Annotated in this window: 17 protein-coding genes and 1 riboswitch; of the genes, 13 read left to right on the forward strand and 4 right to left on the reverse strand. The window is 40.7% G+C overall.

Annotation, left to right across the window (positions count from 1 at the left end):
* Positions 1–46: 46 nt before the first annotated feature.
* Positions 47–610 (forward strand): hypothetical protein, encoded by a 564-nt coding sequence (locus H7992_RS08285; RefSeq protein WP_187047254.1) that lies wholly within the window; start codon positions 47–49, stop codon positions 608–610.
* Between the two features lie 225 nt (positions 611–835).
* On the opposite strand, the gene H7992_RS08290 is transcribed toward H7992_RS08285, so the two are convergent.
* Positions 836–1,447: a DUF3298 and DUF4163 domain-containing protein gene (locus tag H7992_RS08290; protein WP_067207378.1), complete on the reverse strand. Its 612-nt coding sequence runs from the start codon at positions 1,445–1,447 to the stop codon at positions 836–838.
* 312 nt (positions 1,448–1,759) lie between these two features.
* On the opposite strand from H7992_RS08290, the gene H7992_RS08295 reads away from it, so the two are divergent.
* Complete coding sequence (locus tag H7992_RS08295) at positions 1,760–2,191, forward strand: YkvA family protein (RefSeq protein ID WP_231885788.1); 432 nt, start codon at positions 1,760–1,762, stop codon at positions 2,189–2,191.
* Positions 2,192–2,254: 63 nt separating this feature from the next.
* On the opposite strand, the gene H7992_RS08300 is transcribed toward H7992_RS08295, so the two are convergent.
* Positions 2,255–3,115: an SAM hydrolase/SAM-dependent halogenase family protein gene (locus H7992_RS08300; RefSeq protein ID WP_067207381.1), complete on the reverse strand. Its 861-nt coding sequence runs from the start codon at positions 3,113–3,115 to the stop codon at positions 2,255–2,257.
* Positions 3,116–3,524: 409 nt separating this feature from the next.
* Here H7992_RS08300 and H7992_RS08305 point away from each other — a divergent pair, with 409 nt between their 5' ends.
* From H7992_RS08305 to H7992_RS08345, 9 genes are all read left to right on the forward strand, one after another.
* A complete protein-coding gene (locus H7992_RS08305) occupies positions 3,525–3,899 on the forward strand; it encodes a nucleotide excision repair endonuclease (RefSeq protein WP_067207386.1) in 375 nt (124 codons plus the stop codon).
* A 109-nt stretch (positions 3,900–4,008) separates the two neighbouring features.
* Positions 4,009–5,271, forward strand: a complete 1,263-nt coding sequence (locus H7992_RS08310; protein ID WP_187047255.1) for a hypothetical protein — start codon at positions 4,009–4,011, stop codon at positions 5,269–5,271.
* 1,043 nt (positions 5,272–6,314) lie between these two features.
* Positions 6,315–6,514, forward strand: a riboswitch (cobalamin riboswitch).
* 238 nt (positions 6,515–6,752) lie between these two features.
* Positions 6,753–7,883 carry a citrate synthase gene (gene mmgD / locus H7992_RS08315; RefSeq protein ID WP_187047256.1) on the forward strand — a complete coding sequence of 377 codons (1,131 nt, stop codon included), beginning with the start codon at positions 6,753–6,755 and terminating at the stop codon, positions 7,881–7,883.
* Positions 7,884–7,965: 82 nt separating this feature from the next.
* Positions 7,966–9,402: a bifunctional 2-methylcitrate dehydratase/aconitate hydratase gene (locus tag H7992_RS08320; protein WP_067207396.1), complete on the forward strand. Its 1,437-nt coding sequence runs from the start codon at positions 7,966–7,968 to the stop codon at positions 9,400–9,402.
* Between the two features lie 18 nt (positions 9,403–9,420).
* On the forward strand, positions 9,421–10,329 hold the full coding sequence (gene prpB, locus H7992_RS08325) for a methylisocitrate lyase (RefSeq protein WP_187047257.1): 909 nt from the start codon (positions 9,421–9,423) through the stop codon (positions 10,327–10,329).
* A 102-nt stretch (positions 10,330–10,431) separates the two neighbouring features.
* Entirely contained in the window at positions 10,432–12,204 is a 1,773-nt protein-coding gene (locus H7992_RS08330; protein ID WP_187047258.1) for a sigma 54-interacting transcriptional regulator, read from the forward strand.
* 144 nt (positions 12,205–12,348) lie between these two features.
* Positions 12,349–14,076, forward strand: a complete 1,728-nt coding sequence (locus tag H7992_RS08335) for an acyl-CoA dehydrogenase family protein (RefSeq protein ID WP_187047259.1) — start codon at positions 12,349–12,351, stop codon at positions 14,074–14,076.
* 16 nt (positions 14,077–14,092) lie between these two features.
* The gene (locus H7992_RS08340; protein WP_187047260.1) at positions 14,093–14,995 is read left to right on the forward strand and encodes an NAD(P)-dependent oxidoreductase; all 903 of its coding nucleotides are present in this window, start codon (positions 14,093–14,095) and stop codon (positions 14,993–14,995) included.
* Entirely contained in the window at positions 14,996–16,456 is a 1,461-nt protein-coding gene (locus tag H7992_RS08345) for a CoA-acylating methylmalonate-semialdehyde dehydrogenase (RefSeq protein ID WP_187047261.1), read from the forward strand.
* A 54-nt stretch (positions 16,457–16,510) separates the two neighbouring features.
* On the opposite strand, the gene H7992_RS08350 is transcribed toward H7992_RS08345, so the two are convergent.
* Entirely contained in the window at positions 16,511–17,545 is a 1,035-nt protein-coding gene (locus H7992_RS08350) for an enoyl-CoA hydratase/isomerase family protein (protein WP_067207409.1), read from the reverse strand.
* Positions 17,546–17,560: 15 nt separating this feature from the next.
* On the reverse strand, positions 17,561–18,346 hold the full coding sequence (locus tag H7992_RS08355; RefSeq protein ID WP_187047262.1) for an enoyl-CoA hydratase-related protein: 786 nt from the start codon (positions 18,344–18,346) through the stop codon (positions 17,561–17,563).
* 522 nt (positions 18,347–18,868) lie between these two features.
* Between H7992_RS08355 and H7992_RS08360 the strand changes: the two genes are divergently transcribed.
* Complete coding sequence (locus H7992_RS08360) at positions 18,869–19,609, forward strand: metal ABC transporter ATP-binding protein (RefSeq protein WP_067207414.1); 741 nt, start codon at positions 18,869–18,871, stop codon at positions 19,607–19,609.
* A complete protein-coding gene (locus H7992_RS08365) occupies positions 19,609–20,466 on the forward strand; it encodes a metal ABC transporter permease (protein WP_187047831.1) in 858 nt (285 codons plus the stop codon). Before H7992_RS08360 ends, H7992_RS08365 begins: the two co-directional genes overlap by 1 nt.
* Positions 20,467–20,492: the final 26 nt, after the last annotated feature.

Genomic DNA, 20,492 nt, shown 5'->3' on the forward strand with positions numbered 1-20,492 from the left:
TTTGCCACCAGCAAAACGGACTAATAAGAATACGAGGAGGGTTTTTATGAAAAAGAAATTTGGTTTGTTTCCGTTACTATGTTTAGTCCTACTACTTACACTTTTTTTGAAACCTGTACCTGTGGCTGCTTGCTCATGTGTAATGAAGCCTTCAGTAGATAAAGGATATTCACGTTCGCAAGCAGTTTTCAGCGGAGAAGTTATCGGAATAAAGGACAATAACGGGCTGTTAGGCAGGCGTGGAAAAACGGTCCTATTTAATGTGAAAGAAACATGGAAGGGAATTAATGAAACGGAAGTTGCTATTGCGACAGGGAGTAGTGATGGAGATTGCGGCATAGCATTTGTCGTTGGCGAAGAATATTTGGTATATGCTAGGCTATCTGATATGTACGGGGATGAATCGCTTACGAGTATAATTTGCGATCCAACGACAGAGCTTGGAAATGCTGCTGAAGATATTGCTATTTTAGGCCAAGGCCAAGTTCCAACACAAGATGTTAAATCTGTTGATAATGGGAAATCAACCGTCTTAATTGGTGGTGGAGTTGTTTTTATAGCTGGATTGCTTGCGATTTTTGGGTGGTACCGGGTTAAGAGAAATAAATAAGAAATAAAACCAATTGCCGAAACAGAATCAAAGTTTCGGCAATTGGCTTTATTTTTGGTTTTCTTATGGATTTATCCCGCATTAACGGGCAGTAAGACCCCCACTTCAAGTATTCAAGGACACAAGAAGAATAAGTGGGGGATCAACTGCCCGTAAAAGCCCGAATGGTTAAACTAACAATCAGTGGGGGGAAGAACCCCCCCCTCTGATTGAAGATTAACTTTATTAAGTGAATGCCATCATCCGGTCAAGTGGACCATCGGGTTTTATTATATCGGCTAGATCTAGAATTGGAATCGGGAAGTAGGGGAAGCCCCAATAGTATGGCGTGATTTCATAAAGCTGGAAATAAATAACGAGAGAAGTGTCAGCGATATAGAAATCCTGGTCACTACGGATTCCTTTGAATGGTTCAAGCAACTCAATATTCCAGTCTTTGATCCGCTGATTTATGATATCCGACAGTTTTTTCTCGTAGTTGCTACCCTTTTTGAATAAATCCTTCAACTCGTATTGTTTACCGGTTTTTGTATCAAAGGTCAGTGATTTAACGATAGTCATCCCGTGTGCACCGCCTGTAAACGAATAGACGATGAGATTCAAACTAAGGATACCGCGTTGATTGTTCTTTAACTCGAAGTTGGCAAGTAATTCCACGAGGTCTTTCTCGTAAAAACTTTGTTCGACTAGTATTTTGTTCAGAGTGGTTATGATGGCATGGTTAATAGTACTTTGCGCATTGGGATTTGGTAATTGGGTAACAACAGGGTAATATACTTTAACATCCTTTGAGGCGTGGGGCAGTCTTTTTGTTGCAATTGATACTGGTAAATCCACTGGATACGTCCTTCCCTTCTCAATAGAGTAGTACATCATATGTTCAATTGAGTTAGGAAAGTCGAAATAATGGCTTGTAAGAATAAAACAAAGCCTTTTTTAATTCGGAAGTTGTTCCATACATATATTGAAATAATGAAGTTTATTGAATCCGCTGTGGCGATAGAAGGTCCCTTGAAAGTCGCCTTCGCTGTTTATTCATATATCCAACTTATATAGAAACTACGGGTGGGATCCTGGAGCTATAGAATGACACATAGCGTCGTTCCGTGTAGAATTAATGTAATGAGCAGCGATTGAGGAGGTTTCAATATGATGAAAAAACAAAAAGAGTACGAAAATAAATTGAAGAACTTTGATCCGGAGTCCAGTATGCCGGAAACAGAAAACCATTATTCAGACGAAAAGTTTTGGGGAAAAATGATGAAATACGGGAAACTGGCGGGGAAGACAACAGTCTATTATAGCTTGCTTCTTTTCTACGTTGCAAAAAGTCCTGAGGTTCCCAAATCGACAAAGATGATTATTGTCGGTGCACTCAGCTATCTGATTTTCCCGATCGATCTCATTCCAGATTTCATACCAGTAGTCGGACTGGTGGATGATGCCGGGGTCATAGCCGCAGCCGTATTTAAAGTGATTTCTTATATTGATGAAGATATAAAAAATAAAGCAAAAGTGAAAATGAATACACTACTTGGTTTTAAATTCAATGATGAAGAAATAGACAAACGATTATTATAATGGAAAGAGCTAACAAGGAAATGAAAAATTCCGAGTTAGCTCTTTTTGTTTGAATTTCTGCTGTTATTCATACACAATTCTTGGGGCCTTACGAATAATAATTTCCCAGTTTGTTCCGGTACCAATACGATAGGCATCTGCAAAAGATCCTTGATTGATAGCAATGCCGATATTGTCGAGGGAGTTCACATAAACGAGTGGCTCACCAATATGCAAGTCTGCAAACGATCGGCCGAACGTCATGATGTTGTTGTAGATTGTACGGCCATCTGTCGTTATAGAAACTTCTATTGAATCGCCATACTGTTCTACGATTTCCTTGAATTGTTCTCGGCTTATATTGGTCCAGAGATTGCCGAAGGGACGGTCGATAATATCTACTATTCCTGTAATTGTTTCATCTACAATGGTGGACAATTTCAATGGTAGTGCAATAATAGTTGATGGATTAACTGATGCACCAATTTCTTCAAATTGTATAATTCCAGCAGCAAGCCGCGCACCCGTGTAAGCAAATATATCGCGTCCGTGGAAGGTATGCGATTCACCTGAATTTGGAAGCCGGTTTTTTGATTCATCGATTTCCCGGATCTCCGTTATTTTGATGAATTGCAACACATGCGTTAATGTCCCGTTATCCGGCGTAATAATATAGTGATTATCCGCAGTCTTCGCAACAATCGCACGACGGTTCGATCCAACTCCTGGATCGACAATTGATACGAAGACCGTTTCACTTGGCCAATAACCAATCGACTGTAATAACCGATAGGAAGCTTCCCAAATATTGTATTGAGGAATTTGATGTGTGATTTCAAAAATTGGGATTCCGCGTTGAACGGAGTTTGCTACGCCATGCATCGCACTCACTGCACCATCACTTTTGCCGAAATCGGATTGAAAAACTAATAAACCTGTTGTCATTACAAATCCACTCCTCATTCCTATAGTTTATGAAAGTGAGAAACAAAAAAATCCCGCTCAAATCAATCGTTAACCGATTGAAAAGGACGGAATTCATCACTTTACTTTTCTCTTCAATGCTCGTATGTATTATTGAATAATTTACACGATTATGAATCAAAAGTCAACAATGCTGCATGATAAGGTTCTATAAAAATGCCTGTCACTACTACGAATCAATAGTGTAGTGTGACTAGTATCTTCCTGTTATTTCCGAAATGTTGTCCGATTTTAAAGAAAATGAACAATCAGAGCAATTAGTAAGGGAAATATAGTTGTTTTGAATTGATTTGAATGACACCATTCTTCGCTTTTTGGGCTGTTTTATGTTAGAATTTAAGTTCATAACAGAAGAGGACGTGACGTTTAATTGATCACAATTACTATACCAAATCCGGATGTAACAATTGTACAACGTAAACAAGAAATGGGTGCCGATGTTGCGCCGATAAAACCAATTTATGGATTTATTGATTTACATGAAATTCCACGTGATAAAGGCGGCATCATTTTGTTTTATAATAACAAAGATGAATTGCTGTTTGCTGGGAAAGCACGTAAACTGCGCCAACGTGTTAAAAAGCATTTTGAAGACACGGTCTCTCCAATCAAAAATCATCGTAACGAAGTGCATGAAATTGCGATTATCGTTGTCGAAGACCCGATGGAACGCGAAATTTATGAAACGTATATCATTAATACACAACGTGCGAAATATAATCTTGATAAAGTATTTTTTGAGTGAACAACAGAGCTGACTGCCATGTGCAATCAGCTTTTATTTTTGACCATTTATGTTGAACAACACGAATGAAGTTCTTTATTTCAATAATACATAGGAAAAGGGTGGGAACATGGACAAGAGACTACAAAAGATTGTCGATGAAGCGCAAGAAAAGTTTGGTTTGGATGCTTACCGAATGGAAAGACATTCGATTTATAAAGAACGAGATACTATGGGGGATGCTTACTATACGTTTACTATGGAGTGGTTTCCTAAAGAGTTAAACGAGCCAATCGAAGAAGGTTATAATCCCGAGGGAACAGCGATTGTTGAATATGCAATTCAAAAGCAACGCTTTAGTAATGTGTCATTCGTACAAGGCGAATCATTTTCTACAAAAACGCACTTTCCGGATAAAGCCGCTGATGAAGTCGCTGCATGGCTTGAAAAGGAAACTGGATTGGTGTACGAACAGGATTTCAAACTAACGCAAGCGAATGCAAATGGGTTTCAATTTACATCAGACATCGATGGTATCTATTTTTCTCCGAGCTGTATACTTGAAGTTGAATTTGATGATGTTGGCAAGCTGACTTCTTATCATTCGTACGGAACGATGCCTTCGCAAAATCTCGTTGAGCAGTCAAAATTCACGTTAACACTTGAAGAAATTGAACCAATCGTCAAAAAACAGCTTCAACTTATAAAGTTTCCATCTGAAACTGAAAAACGTTTTGTTCCCGTCTATGCAATGGAAGAAGTGTACGTAACGGTTGACGGGGCCCGAATCATCCCATTTATGGAACATGAGCGTTCAGAAGTTAAAATTGATGAAGTAATCGAATGGAATAAACCGTTAGAACAAAATATTGATCGTGAAGAAATCACAATTGTTTCCGAAGCAAACGTAGAAGAAGCATTAGGTAACGTCGACGCAGGTAAAAAACTGACGTTGTCGGCTGATCAAATTGAACGTAGTAAAAAAGTTGTTCGGGATGTCCTACGGGCTGAATATCCTGATGAATCAGGAAAGTGGAAGCTGTCCCAACTTCGTTGTCAAGAGAACTTTATCGAAGCGCATTGTGAAATAAATGAAGAAAACCCAATGATTTTTAATAGAAAAGTAGTTGTTTTCATGAATCCGGAAACGATGAAGGTGCTGAATTATCTTGATAACGGCTCGATGTTTGAGATTTTTGATGCCTTTCTCCCTGCCGCAAACGCGGTCGTAACACATGAAGAAGCATTTGAGAAAATGATACCCTATATTACGCTTGATCCGACTTATGTATATGATGAGTTCGTAGGTAAGTATATTCTTTGCGGATTGTTGGATGCAGCGGAATGTGTTGATGCGGTGACAGGGGAAATTGTCGATTTAGGAGATATATAGGTTCAGTTAATTAATTATAAATGTTGAACAAATGAATACGGCGTATGCGCTTTACAAGGGCTTTTGGGAAGCCACTGAAAAAGCCTTAGTACTTGGAATGAATTAGGATTCTCACTAATACCGCTTCGACGCTTTGTGGATGCCTCCCGCGATAAGCCAGAAAGAAGACCACATGGGAGGGATTGAACTGCATCCCTCCTTAGTCTTATCGCTCCGGCTACCACGAAGACGCGCCTTCGCTAGAAGGTCTATGTGAGAAAGAGCTTTTCATTATCTGTGATGCAATTTGCAAGTTGGAGCACGTCTTTCTTGAATATAAGTAGTATCAACTAGTAATCACCTTATAATCTCAGCATATACATCTCGAAATTACATTTCTCTCGATAATGAACACCCTAGTGCACGCGCGGCAAAGGGGTCGCCAAAGCGCCAAGCGCTCTACAATCCACACCCCGAATTAAGAGGAAACTGAAAAAGTTCTTTTTTATAGTAAGAACTAGTTGATTGTAGTGAAGAGCGGCGACTCCAGCGGGAACAGCGCGAGCTGAAGACCCCGCAGGAAGAGCCGTTACGCAGAACGGCTTTTGCGAGCAAAAGCGTTAGCGTTGGGAGCACGGGGCAAGAATGCCTTAATTTCTGCCAAGAACGCAGAAATACGGCCAATCGAACCCTTTGCTGTTCGATTGGCTGAAGCCGTGCCCGCGGAAAGCGTCCGCTCGGAACGGAAATCAACGGGATTGAAGGAAATCGTACTTTTTCAGTGGCCTCCGAATTAAAACGCTCTCCTTATTGAGCGCCACGGAAGATTCAATGGGATTCTTTAATTCAACATATATAGTATGTAAATGGGGATTGAATACACGTTTCCCATTTATGTAATAGTAATGATAAGTGATGAAAAATGAAAAGAGTATCCAATTATTGTTTACGCATTCTTGAAGTCGGTATACTTAATGCCTCTCTGAAACAATAGAAATTAGATATGAATAAAGAATTGGAATATTTAAAAGTTTGTGTTATAGTCAAGGGGATATTTCGATAATTGAATATGTGTAAAAATAGGTGCGGATTAATACTGATGTATTGGTCTGCTTAAAAGGGAAGTTCGGTGAGAATCCGACGCTGTCCCGCAACTGTAAATGGGAGCGATTTCGTTTAAACCACTGCTTTTTATAAAAAAGTGGGAAGGTACGAATAGCAATGATCATTAGCCAGGAGACCTGCCTCTTTTTATAACACATGTTGACCTACGAGGATAGGGGGTGTTAAGGACGCGCGGATGAGCTATGCCTATTTTTAGCAGGCAGCTTTCTTTTAGTTGGGATTCTGGCGCTCTTTAACAACTTCTCTTATGAAGTTGTTTTTTTTATGGTCAGAAATAAGGGGAAGCGCTGCGAACAGATACAATAGGATAATTTTTGGTGAAGTGAAAGCGTTTACAAATCTCAGAGTCATAACCATTCAGATTGGGGGAAAATAGTATGACGAATACACTTACATTTTTACCAGGACTTGAAGGCGTGATTGCCACTGAAACATCCATTTCGCTGCTCGATACGGAATTGGGTCAGATTATTATCAAAGGATACGATTTAATCGAGCTTTCAAAAACAAAAGGGTATCTTGATATTGTCCACTTGCTAATGGAAAATACCTTGCCGTCTGATACTGAAAAAGCAGGTGTGGCAGATAAATTGAAAAAAGAGCATGGTGTGCCAGAAGGTGTCACAAAGATTTTGCAAGCATTGCCTAAAGAGACACATCCAATGGACGCATTGCGAACTGGGATATCTGCTTTAGCGGGCTATGATAAGGAAATTGATCAGCACACTCTAGCTATCAATAAAAAAAGAGCTTACGAGTTACTTGGCAAAATTCCGGAAATAATTGCGAACAGCTTTCACATTTTACAGGAAGAGGAACAAATCCTTCCGTTGAAAGAATTGTCATACAGTGCTAATTTCCTTTATATGATTACGGGGAGGAAACCGACAGAGTTGGAAGAATCTATTTTTGACCAGTCGCTACTACTTTATAGCGAGCACGAAATGCCAAATTCCACCTTCACCGCAAGGGTAATTGCCTCGACGTTTTCGGATTTATATGGTGCATTGACTGGAGCGGTTGCTTCTTTAAAGGGCTATTTACATGGAGGAGCGAATGAAGCAGTCATGAATATGCTTTTAGAGGCTAGTTCTGTTGACGCATTTGAATTGTTATTAGAAAAGCGTTTACGTGATAAAGAGAAAATTATGGGGTTTGGTCATCGAGTCTATATGAAAAAGATGGATCCAAGGGCCTTGGTAATGAAGGATGCGTTAAAGGAGTTATGTGCGCTAAAGGGTGACGATCTCCTTTACCGGATGTGTGAGGCGGGAGAAACCATAATGGAGAGAGAGAAAGGACTTTATCCAAATCTAGATTATTACGCGGCACCGGTATATTGGATGCTGGGCATTCCAATCCCATTATACACACCAATCTTTTTTGGTTCGAGAACAGTAGGATTGTGTGCGCATGTTATTGAACAACATGAAAATAATCGTTTATACCGTCCAAGGGTTCATTATATAGGCGAACGACACAGCAATCATTCAACTGGGGAGTTGTAACTGGCCGTTCACCACAACAGCGATACACTAGGCATCACTTAGTACTATTCTAAACAAATTGAAAGCGGAAAGGAAGAGTTAGATGTTGAAATTGAAAGAACAAATGACAATGGATACACTGATAGAGGAAATTACGGACTATGTTTTAAATAAAGAAATTACAAGCGAGGAAGCATATAAGACAGCACATAATGTGTTAATAGATACAATCGGGTGTGGAATATTGGCATTAAGCTATCCGGAGTGTACGAAATTACTAGGACCTGTAGTACCGGGTACTATTGTTCCAAATGGCAGTCGTGTACCTGGTACATCGTATGTACTGGACCCGGTCCAAGGCGCATTTAATATTGGTTGCATGATACGATGGCTCGATTATAATGACACATGGTTAGCTGCTGAGTGGGGTCATCCGTCCGATAATTTAGGTGGCATTTTAGCTACAGCGGATTATCTAAGCCGTTTACGTCTCTCGGAAGGAAAAAAACCACTTGTTGTACGTGATGTATTGGAAATGATGATTAAAGCACATGAAATCCAAGGCGTACTGGCATTAGATAATAGTTTGAACCGTGTTGGACTTGACCATGTTCATTTCGTCAAAATTGCTACAACTGCGGTCGTCACCAAAATGCTTGGCGGGGGACGTACAGAAATAAATAATGCGTTGACAAATGCCTGGATTGATGGCGCAAGCCTTAGAACGTATCGTCATGCACCTAATACCGGTTCACGAAAATCGTGGGCAGCAGGAGATGCAACGAGTAGGGGTGTACGACTGGCGATGATGGCAATGACAGGCGAAATGGGTTACCCGACAGCGCTATCCGCTCCGGAGTGGGGATTCCAAGATGTTTTATACAATCAAAAGGAATTAACACTGGCACGTCCTTTAGACTCTTATGTGATGGAGAATATACTGTTTAAAGTATCGTATCCAGCCGAGTTCCATGCGCAAACAGCGGCGGAATGTGCCATTATCCTGCATCAGGAGATAAAGGAGCGACTTGATGATATTGAAAAAATTACAATCACGACACATGAATCTGCTATTCGGATTATCGATAAAGTAGGTCCGCTTAACAATCCCGCTGACCGTGACCATTGCATCCAATACATTACGGCACTTGGTTTACTATATGGCGATGTTGTTGCAGATCATTATGAAGATGACGTGGCAAATGACTCACGAATCGATCAATTAAGAAATAAAATGATTGTCGTAGAGGACGAGCAGTATAGTAAAGATTATCTCGATCCGAGCAAGCGCTCGATCGCCAATGCTGTTCAAGTTACATTTAAAGACGGTTCCACAACAGAGAAAGTTGTAAGTGAGTATCCGCTTGGTCATCGCTTTAGAAGAGAGGAAGCTATTCCTCAAATACGCGAGAAATTTTCGGCTACATTGATGACTCATTACCCTGAAAAGAAGCGAACAGAAATAGAAGTGGCGTGCGAAAGCCAAAGTAAGTTAGAACAGATGAACGTCAAAGAATTTGTCGACTTATTTTTGCTTTAAGAGAGGAGGGAAATGACAATGGCGTGGATTGTTGATCAACAATCATCACAAGAGACATTAGCTAAGAAATTCCATTCAATCATGCATGCATCAGGAATCGTTCAAATCCCTGGTGCGCATGATGCGATGGCAGGGCTTATTGCACGAGATGCCGGATTTTCTGCACTCTATTTATCGGGGGCCGCCTATACGGCTAGTCGTGGTTTACCAGACTTAGGGATTGTGACGTCAACTGAAGTTGCGGAGCGAGCAAGGGATATAGTGCGTGCTACCGATTTACCGCTGCTTGTTGATATAGATACAGGTTTTGGTGGTGTATTGAATGTAGCAAGGACAGCCCGTGAAATGGTAGAAGCGAATGTCGCAGCAGTACAATTAGAGGACCAACAGTTACCTAAGAAATGTGGCCATTTGAATGGAAAGAACTTGGTTTCTACTGAAGAAATGGTGCAGAAAATAGTAGTGTTGAAACAGGTTGCACCGACACTTCTTATTGTTGCGAGAACAGATGCGCGCGCAGTGGAAGGTTTAGAGCAAGCGATTGATAGAGCGAAGGCATATATGGAAGCGGGTGCGGATGCTATTTTCCCGGAAGCTCTTCAATCAGAAGAGGAATTCAGACGGTTTGCCAAAGAGATTTCGGTTCCTTTGCTTGCAAACATGACTGAGTTTGGAAAAACACCCTATTATAGCGCCGATGAATTTGCTGAAATGGGTTTCCAAATGGTAATTTACCCAGTCACATCATTAAGAGTTGCTGCCAAAGCCTATGAACGTGTTTTTGAGAAAATCATCAATGAGGGCTCACAAGAACAAGCACTTTCTGATATGCAAACGAGAAGTGAATTATACGTTACTATTTCTTATGATGAATTTGAAGCATTGGACGAGTCAATAGCGAAGACCGTATTAACAAAAGAGCAGTAATACTGAATAGCGGCGATGATTCGTTCTTTAAGGCATGGAGGTAAGGCCTGCTGGAGAATGGATCATCGCCTTTTCACATTATCAAAAGGTGGATGATGAGAAATGGTAAAAGAAGATTATTATAGGGTTAAAGAATGGATGAGCGAATATCCGCAAGTGTTGACAAAGGACCTTGAAATCGGAGAAACATTACGTTTGCTCTCCGAAGGACATTGTTCGGAACTGCCAGTTGTGGATCATGAACGACTAATCGGAGTCGTCACAATAGGGGATTGCCTTGCTACTATTAAGAGTGGAATAGGTTGGAATGAACCGATTAACTCTATTATTAGTGCAGTCTTCCAATCGGTGAATGAAGATTTCTCCGTGAAGCAATTGGATGGATGTCCAACCTATGTCGTATGTGAGAAGACAGGCATGCTCCAAGGAGTAATCACACAAATAGAACTGCTGAAGATTAATCAAGCCCTTTTTCAACGACTTGAAAAATCAAAGGAGACAATCGAGTGGTATACACTATGTTTTGATACGGCTTATGAAGGATTGACGATTGTAGATGAAGCTGGTGTGATTCAATTGTTTAATGAAAACTATAGCCGCTATGTTGGCGTGACTAAGGAGGAGGCTATTGGCCTTCCAGTAGAAAATGTTATTGAGAATACAAGGATACCAATTGTCCTTAGAACGGGTATCCCTGAGCGTAATCAAATCCATTGGCTGCAGGGGCAAAAAATGGTTGTTCACCGAATGCCGATTTGGAAAAATGGTCGTATTATTGGGGCCGTCGGTATGCTTATTTATGAAGGCGTTTCTGAAGTCCAGCAAATTATCACTCAAATAGATTTGTTAGAGCAACGAAAAGGGAGTGAAACGTCGATTGAGGTGAGCAAAGTTGCTGCACAGAAACGGTTCACTTTTGAAGATATTCTCGGAGAGAGTCCCGCCATATCTAATACAAAGAAGCTTGCAAGAAAGGCAGCACAGTCTAAGGCTCCCGTTTTGATCACTGGGGAAAGTGGTGTTGGAAAAGAGCAATTTGCAAGGGCGATACATGATACGGGTAAGATGAGCAGTGGACGTTTTATCAGTGTTAATTGTGCAGCAATTCCCGAGAACTTAATCGAATCAGAGTTATTTGGCTATATGGAAGGTGCGTTTACAGGTGCGAAAAAAGGAGGGAAACCCGGAAAATTTGAGCTTGCTCACATGGGAACAATTTTCTTGGATGAAATTGGTGACATGCCCCTTGCGACACAGGTGAAAATTCTTAGGGTGATTCAGGAAAAAGAGGTGGAACGGATTGGTGGAACTGAACCGATTCAGGTCCAGTTCCGGATTATTACAGCTACAAATAAAAATCTTGAAAAAATGGTGAGGGAAGGCGAGTTTAGAGAAGATTTATATTATCGGCTTCACGTGATCCCCTTGAATATTCCTCCACTTAGGGAGCGGAAAAGCGATATCCCACTGATTATTTCCGCACAGCTACCCACTCTTTGTCAAATGTACGATAGTGAGGGGAAAACGATTGATAAGGAAGTCATGCAACTATTCTTTCGATATCATTGGCCAGGGAATGTACGCGAGTTAATTAATGTATTGGAAAGATTATTTGCATTGACAAGCGAATCCCATATTAAAAGGAGTGATTTGCCAAACGAATTTTTTCGAATAGAAAAGAAACAAGAATATATGACTATTTCCTCGTCGTTAAGCGAAAGAAATGAAGTAAGACAACTTGTGCATGAGGAAGAAGAGAAGAATATCATTGAAAAAGTATTAAGAGAAGTAAGCGGGAACAAGTCGGAAGCGGCTAAACGTCTCGGCATTACAAGAGCAACTCTTTATAATAAACTATCTCGTTATCAGTTATAAATGCATACTGCTAAATAGAAGCGTCAATTTGTCTAGTCACTTAGACAGTTGGCGCTTTCCATAGCTTAGAAACATCTGTGTTCCGTCCGAGATTTTATTGGCATGCAACTTGCAATATATAACATTGAATGGAGGGAATGAGAAATGGAGCAGATACAACACTTAATCTCAGATACTAATTTAACAAATAGTAGTATGACTTATTCCTATTTTACACCCGAAGATTTTACAGACGACTATGAAATGATTGCTAAAACAACCAAACAATTTCTGAAACTGGACGTGAAGCCTCAACTTGAAAAAGGTTTGTCGATAGAAAATCAAGATGTTCGTGTACTTTTTGAAAAAGCTGGGGATATTGGTCTTCTTGGTATTGAAGTCCCGGAAGCCTATGGTGGTTTTGAGTTAGGGAAAATGGTTGCAGGTCTCGTTGCAGAGATAATGGGTGCGGCCGGCTCATTTAGCGTTTCGTTTAATATTCATGTTGGTGTTGGTACATTGCCATATGTCTATTTTGGTACAGCAGCCCAAAAGGAAAAGTACTTACCGAAATTGACAAGTGGGGAATGGATTGGTGCTTACGCCTTGACAGAGTCGAATGCAGGGTCGGATGCTTTGAATTCGAAAACAACTGCCGTCTTGAACAAAGAAGGGACGGATTGGATATTGAATGGTGAAAAGCAATGGATAACGAATGCCCATCTCGCTGATTGTTACGTAGTGTTTGGAAAAATAGCCGAAGGTATGACTGCATTTATCGTAGAGCGAACATTTGAAGGAGTGTCAGTTGGACCTGAGGAAAAAAAGATGGGGATTAACGGTTCTTCTACTGCTACTCTTATTTTGGAAGACGTCAAAATACCTGTTGGAAACGTCCTGGGGGAAATTGGGAAAGGGCATCATATTGCTTTGAATATTTTAAATATGGCTCGTTTGAAACTTGCATTTGCCAATATCGGAACGGCAAAGCATGCATTACATCTATCAGTAGCTTATGCGAAAGAGCGAAAGCAATTCAGCAAAGCATTGATTGGCTTCACGATGATCCAAGAAAAGGTAGCCAATATGGCAGTACGAATCTTCGGTGCAGAAAGTGCGGCATACCGAACAGCGGGGGAAATGGATGAAGCGCTTCAATCTGTTGATTCGGAAGAGGAGTTAGTAAGAATTGTCGCTGACTTCATGATTGATTGTGCAATAAATAAAGTGAATAGTTCAGAAGCCCTTGATTATATTGTTGACGAGGCAGTGCAAATCCACGGGGGATATGGTTATATGCAGGAATATGAAGTAGAAAATTTATATCGCGATGCACGAATCAATCGGATTTTCGAAGGGACGAATGAAATTAATCGTCTTGCAATTGCTAAAGGTGTACTGAAAAAAATCGAAAAGGGGCAACTATGGTCTGCAAAAAACGAAGTGGACAATCGGACGCATGCTTTGACGCGGCATTACGGCTACTTAGTAAAGGCAAAACAACTTATCGGAATTGTCGTGAAAGCGCTTGCTGGACCTTTAGGGAAATCAATTGAAGAGGAACAAGAGTATTTAGGATTACTAGCCAGTATGAATGAAAGGCTATTCATCATGGAATCTGCTTTGCTAAGGACTGAGAAGGCACTAATTAAAAATGGGGAATCCGAGGAAAAAAGGAAGATGCTAATGTCCGATGTCATTTGTGAAGAGGGGTATCGAAGTATTCAAACAGCAGCTATTTCGTTTGTATCAAGTGCTCTACCCGATGAGGAAAGTCGTGGGCTTATGCTGATGGAAATTCAAGCAATCTCAGCTCCGCTTTACAGTAATATGTTTATCAAGAAGAGAGAAATTGTTCAAGGAATAATAGAAAGCGCTCGATATAACGTCTAAAATATGGGGGGACTCGATGATGAAAATTGGCATGATCGGCTTAGGGAATATGGGAATGCCCATGGCGAAAAACTTACTGGAATCTGGATTCACTGTTTATGGAAATGACCGAAGTGAATTAGCTGAAACTGTATTTCAGCAAGCGGGCGGAATAATTGGTCTTTCTGCAATACAAATGGCAGGACGTTGCGCTATTATTTTGACGAGTTTACCATCAACAGCCGCGGTGGAATCAGTTTATTTAGGAGAAGCAGGGTTGATTCACCAAAGCGATGAAAATATTCTTTTGATTGATACGAGCACTGTTTCGCCGGAAGTGAATCGCCGCATAAGCGAGGAAGCACAAGCGAAAGGAGTTGCTTATTTAGCCGCACCAGTCAGTGGGGGTGTGATAGGTGCGGAAAATCGGACATTGACATTTATGGTTGGTGGCCGAGCGGTGGACTATGAGCGTTCATTACCAATTATTTCAGTACTAGGCGAAAATTTGTTTCATGTGAATGAGCGAATTGACAGTGGTACAATTGCAAAATTGATAAATAATCTGCTCATCGGTTTCTATACCGCAGGGGTGAGTGAAGCGTTGGCATTAGCAAATGAAAATAACATGGACATGAACAAGCTTTTTGATATGTTAAATGTTAGCTATGGACAGAGTCGAATATATGAACGGAACTTCAAATCATTTATCGAAAATGAGGAGTATGAACCGGGATTTGCGCTGAAGTTATTACGAAAAGATATGGGATTCGCATTGCAATTGGCAGAGAGTAATCAGTTGCATCTCCCAATCAGCCAAGCCCTTTTTGCAGTTTATGAAGAAGCGGAACATGCGGGATTAGCGGAAGAGGATATGTCAGCTTTGTATAAAAGAATTGGACATCAAAAAATAGCATTTACAATAGGGGGATTGAAATAAATGACTACAACAACTATAAAGCAAATGAAAAATTGGATTAACGGTGAATGGGTGGACTCATCTGGTACTGAAACGGAAACAGTTTCTAATCCAGCAACAGGTGAAACAATTGCTTATGTACCACTATCTACAAAGAAAGACGTCGATGCTGCAGTGGAAGTGGCAAAACAAGCTTTTCTATCGTGGGCCGATATACCAGTTCCGAACCGTACGCGTCTTCTGTTTACTTACTTGCAAAAGTTGGAGGAACATAAAGAGGAGTTAGCACAGATTATTACGATGGAAAGCGGAAAAACATTGAGAGATGCAAGAGGGGAAGTGCAAAGAGGGATTGAGGTAGTGGAACTTGCTACGTCAGCGCCTAGCATGATGATGGGAGAAGCTCTACCAAATATGGCTACCGGTATTGACGGATCTGTCTGGCGCTACCCGATTGGAGTTGTCGCAGGGATCACTCCATTTAATTTCCCGATGATGGTGCCCCTCTGGATGTTTCCACTCGCAATTGCTTGCGGGAATACATTTGTCCTTAAAGCATCTGAAAGAACGCCCGTTTTAGCGGGACATCTTGTTGAATTATTTCACGAATCCGGTTTCCCGAAAGGTGTCTTAAGTTTGGTGCATGGGGGAAAAGAAGTGGTGAACGGTTTACTGGAGCACCCAGATGTCAAAGCAATTTCTTTCGTTGGATCAGAACCGGTTGCAAAACATGTGTATGAAACGGGTACGAAATACGGTAAACGTGTTCAGGCGCTTGCTGGTGCAAAGAATCATGCGGTCGTCATGGCGGACTGTCATCTCGAAAAAACAGTTCAAGGAGTTATTGGTGCAGCGTTTGGCAGTAGCGGTGAGCGTTGTATGGCTTGTTCGGTCGTTGCAGTTGTTGATGAAGTTGCAGATGATTTTATGGAGCTACTTGTTGCAAAAACGCGTGAATTATCAGTAGGAGATGGACGTTATAAAGAGAACTTTGTTGGCCCCCTTATTCGCAAATCGCATAAAGAACGTGTGCTTAGTTATATAGAGAGTGGTATAGCTGAAGGGGCTTCGCTGATTGTCGATGGCCGAGAAATAGATAGTCAACTGGCAGAAGGAAATTATCTCGGAGCGACTATTTTTGATAACGTGAACAACGAAATGAAAATTTGGCAGGAAGAACTCTTTGCTCCAGTGTTAAGCATTGTGCGTGTGAAGGATTTAGAAGAGGGAATTGCGCTGACAAATCAATCGAAGTTTGCCAATGGAGCGGTCATTTATACGGGAAGTGGTAAAAGCGCTCAAACGTTTCGTGAAAAAATTGATGCGGGTATGATTGGAGTAAATGTGAATGTACCTGCACCAATGGCATTTTTCTCTTTTGCTGGTAACAAATCTTCGTTCTATGGAGATCTCGGCACAAATGGGAAAGACGGGGTACAGTTTTATACGCGTAAAAAAGTTGTAACGGAGCGTTGGTTCTAAGAAAAGAATTGAAAAAAGCCGAATTCCTTTTTGGGGGGATTCGACTTTCTCTAATTAGTCGGCTATGAAAAAGCCATTGACCATTTCATTCGAAACAGATGAAATGTGTGGGTACTTATAGCAGGGTGCTAAATCTTTATCAATCAAGACAGAGCGAACTCCTTCGAAAAAGTCTTCGTGTTTCATGAAGTTCATTGCAAGAATAAGGTCTGTGGCAAGGCATTCTTCCAATGTTTTTTGTTCGCCGTCAATTAACTGTTTTAGTGTCACTTTTAATGATACAGGTGATTTCGTACGCATTGTTTCTATGGCTTCTTTCGCGAATGAAGTATCATTTTCCCCTAAGGCATCGAAGAGGGATTCTATCGTCGTCTGAGAGAAATGGTCGTCTATGTCTTTTTGCAAAGATACTAGTTTGCCTTCATCCGGTGCGGTTGATGTGTATTTTGCGAGCAATGTGTCAATGGTTGTTTGCTCCCATTTCCTTCCCTCCAATTCATCGATGAAAAGCAGGAGTTTTTCATGAGACATAAAATGATCTGCTCCATTTATATACAGTACATCTGCAGCTTTTAATTGTGTAGCCGTCAATGCTAAATATCTTCCGATGAATCCCGGAGCCTTATTTAAAAAATAGGCGGCACCTACATCTGGGAAAAAACCAATTGTCATTTCTGGCATTGCCCAAACGGTACGCTCGGTAACGATTTTAATAGAAGCACCATAAGTTAAACCTACGCCGCCTCCCATGACAATACCATCTAAACAAGCAATGATTGGTTTAGGGAATTGGGCAATGGATAAATCTGTTTGATATTCTTCTGTGAAAAAGTCGTTTGCTTTTTGGAGACCATTTTCACTATTTTTCGCTTCATATAATGTTTTAATATCTCCGCCGGCACATAAACCTTTTGTTCCTGCACCTTTGATTATGACAGCTTTGACACGTTCGTTTGTCTTCCAATCTGTTAATTTTTCCCTGATTGCTTGAACCATCGCGAAGGACAGTGAGTTTAAAGCTTTCGGCCGATTGAGTAAAATTGTAGCAACTCCATTGTCGCTTATTGAAAAAAGGACTTCTTCTGTCATTGTTCACAACCCCTTTTACGTATGTTTAAATAGCGGTTTTCTTTTTTCAATAAATGCGTGTACACCTTCCTTGGCATCGTCTGTTAAAAACAGTTCAGCAAAATTGTTACGTTCCCGTTCTAGCCCATTTACTAAGGATTCATTTGCTCCATGTATGATACATTCTACAGCTCGCGTGATGCTGGTCATACTCTTACCGTCTACAAATGCTTTGGCAATCGTTTTAGCAGTTGGCAAAAGATCTTCTGGGGAAACGACTAATTGGATAAGTCCAGCTTCCTTTGCCTCGTCGCCGTTAAGTTGTTTGCTTGTTAAAATTAGTTCCAATGCAGTGGCTGTACTGGTTATCCTGCTCAATCTTTGCGTTCCGCCGAACGTAGGGATAAGCCCAAGTTGAAGCTCGGGTAATCCCAGTTTGGCTGCAGAAACGGCAATCCGGTAATGGCAGCTCATAGCCAATTCCAATCCTCCACCAAGACAAGCACCATTAATGGCTGCGATAACGGGTTTTTTCATCGATTCTATTTCGTTGCAAATTGCTTGTCCCGCTGTGGCCATTGCCAATCCTTTCTGGTCGTCACCTAGTGCGTCAATGAATTCTTTAATATCAGCACCGGCAACAAAGAAGCGACCTGCACCAGTTAAAATAATCGCTTTCAACTTATCATCATTGGCAAGACATTTAAAAACCTCTCTTAGTTCGGCAATGCATGCTGTTGACAATGTATTGGCTGGTGCATGGTCTATTTCCACGATTGCAATGTCATCTTCAATCAGTAGATTCGTGAAATTTCTCGACATGATTTTTCCACTCCTTTATTAACTATATATGTTGACATAAAGAATCCACTCAACAACGCTTGGCACCCCTATGAGGCGCCTTCGCTGGTGATTATATAGAATCATTAGTTCAATATATATATTAGTTATGCAATTATCATGCCAGTCTAAAGAGTGTGTAGTAGGAATGTTTAATTAATATGGAACTGTAAAACTGTCTAGACAGTTTTACAGTTCTTCGTCAGATGAAAGTTTTCGTAGTCGGGAGATTTTCATCGGTTGAAGTCTGTGAACTGAAATCTAATCAGGGAATCTACGGATGCTGTTGGTATGGCTTTCTAGGGGTTATTTTTCAAAAAAATATTTTTTTCTTTACTTTTGGTTTTAGATGTTCTACTATGAAGTTAGTAAAGTTTCCTGAGGGAAACAATAATGTAATTCATTTTTTTGCCTATAAAGTTTCCCTAGGGCAAAAAAAATTTGGATTTAAAGTTTCCCTTGGGAAACTCCGGCATATAAATAGATATATGGAGGTGTGTAAATATGAAAGATGCAATTGTAGTTTCGAATTTGCATGTGTCGTATTTCGGAAAAGAAGTGCTACATGATATAGAGTTCACGATATCAAGTGGGAAATCAGTTGGAATCATTGGACCGAATGGAGCAGGGAAGTCCACTTTGCTTAAAGTGTTACTAAATTTGATTTCAAAAGATAAAGGGGATATTACAATCCTTGGTTCCACGCTGAAAGAAGTCCGTAAACGAATTGCTTACGTTCCGCAGCGTAGTACAATCGATTGGGATTTCCCGATTACAGTCAAAGATACAGTTCTTATAGGTACGTATCCGACAGTTGGATTATTAAAAAGGCCAGGGCGAAAGGAAAGGGCATTGGCTCTGAAGTGCCTTGAAAAGGTTGATATGATCGAGTTTCAGGATCGGCAAATTGGAGAGTTATCTGGCGGTCAGCAGCAGCGTGTTTTCCTGGCTAGAGCACTTGCTCAGCAGGCAGATTTGTTTTTACTCGATGAACCATTTGTTGGAATTGACGCAACGAGTGAAGAGATGATTGTGAAGATTTTAAAAGAGTTGCGCGATGAAGGAAAAACAATCATCGTCGTCCATCATGATTTGAACAAGGCGGAAAAATATTTTGATGAACTGTTGTTGTTAAACAAGGAGTTAATTGCGAAGGGCAGTGTGAAAGAAGTGTTTACGCCTCAAATGATTTCAAAAGCATACGGCGGACAATTATCGTTTTTAGATGGGGTGATGGCGAAATGATGCATTTCATCGAGGCAGTTATGCAATATGGTTTTCTGCAAAAAGCGCTTATTACATCGGTGATGGTTGGTATCATTAGTGGCGTCATTGGCTGTTTTATTATTTTAAGAGGAATGGCCCTGATGGGGGATGCGATATCTCATGCCGTATTACCAGGTGTCGCAATTTCTTTCATGCTAGGTATCAATTTCTTTATCGGAGCGGTGATAACGGGTATTTTAACAGCTATCGGTATAGGATTCATCAACCAGAACAGTCGTGTGAAAAATGATTCTGCGATTGGCATCATGTTTACTGCTGCATTTGCCGCTGGGATTATCCTTATCACATTTATGAAGAGTAGTACAGATTTGTATCACATCCTGTTTGGGAATGTGTTGGCGGTCAGACCTTCTGATATGTGGATGACACTAATAGTTGGTATTTTCGTGTTGTTAAGTGTGTTTATATTTTATAAAGAGTTGCTTGTCAGTTCGTTTGACCCGATTATGGCTCAAGCATATGGGCTTCCGACTAAGATGATCCATTACTTTTTAATGGTTCTATTAACACTTGTTACGGTCGCATCGTTACAGACAGTGGGCATCATATTAGTAGTTGCGATGCTTATTACACCCGCTTCGACAGCTTATTTATTAACTGATCGGCTGTCTGTCATGATAGTCATTTCAGCTGCATGTGGAACGATTTCGGCGATAATTGGTTTGTATTTGAGCTTCACGTACAATCTTGCATCTGGCGCAACAATCGTACTCGTCGCAACCGCTTTATTTTTCTTAGCATTTATATTCTCACCGAAACAAGGTTTATTGTGGAGAGCTATTCGAACAAATAAACAAAAATCAGCCGTTTCGTGAATGGCAATTCAAAATAGAAGGGGAAG

Source organism: Sporosarcina sp. resist, assembly GCF_014302295.1.
Lineage (GTDB): Bacteria > Bacillota > Bacilli > Bacillales_A > Planococcaceae > Sporosarcina > Sporosarcina psychrophila.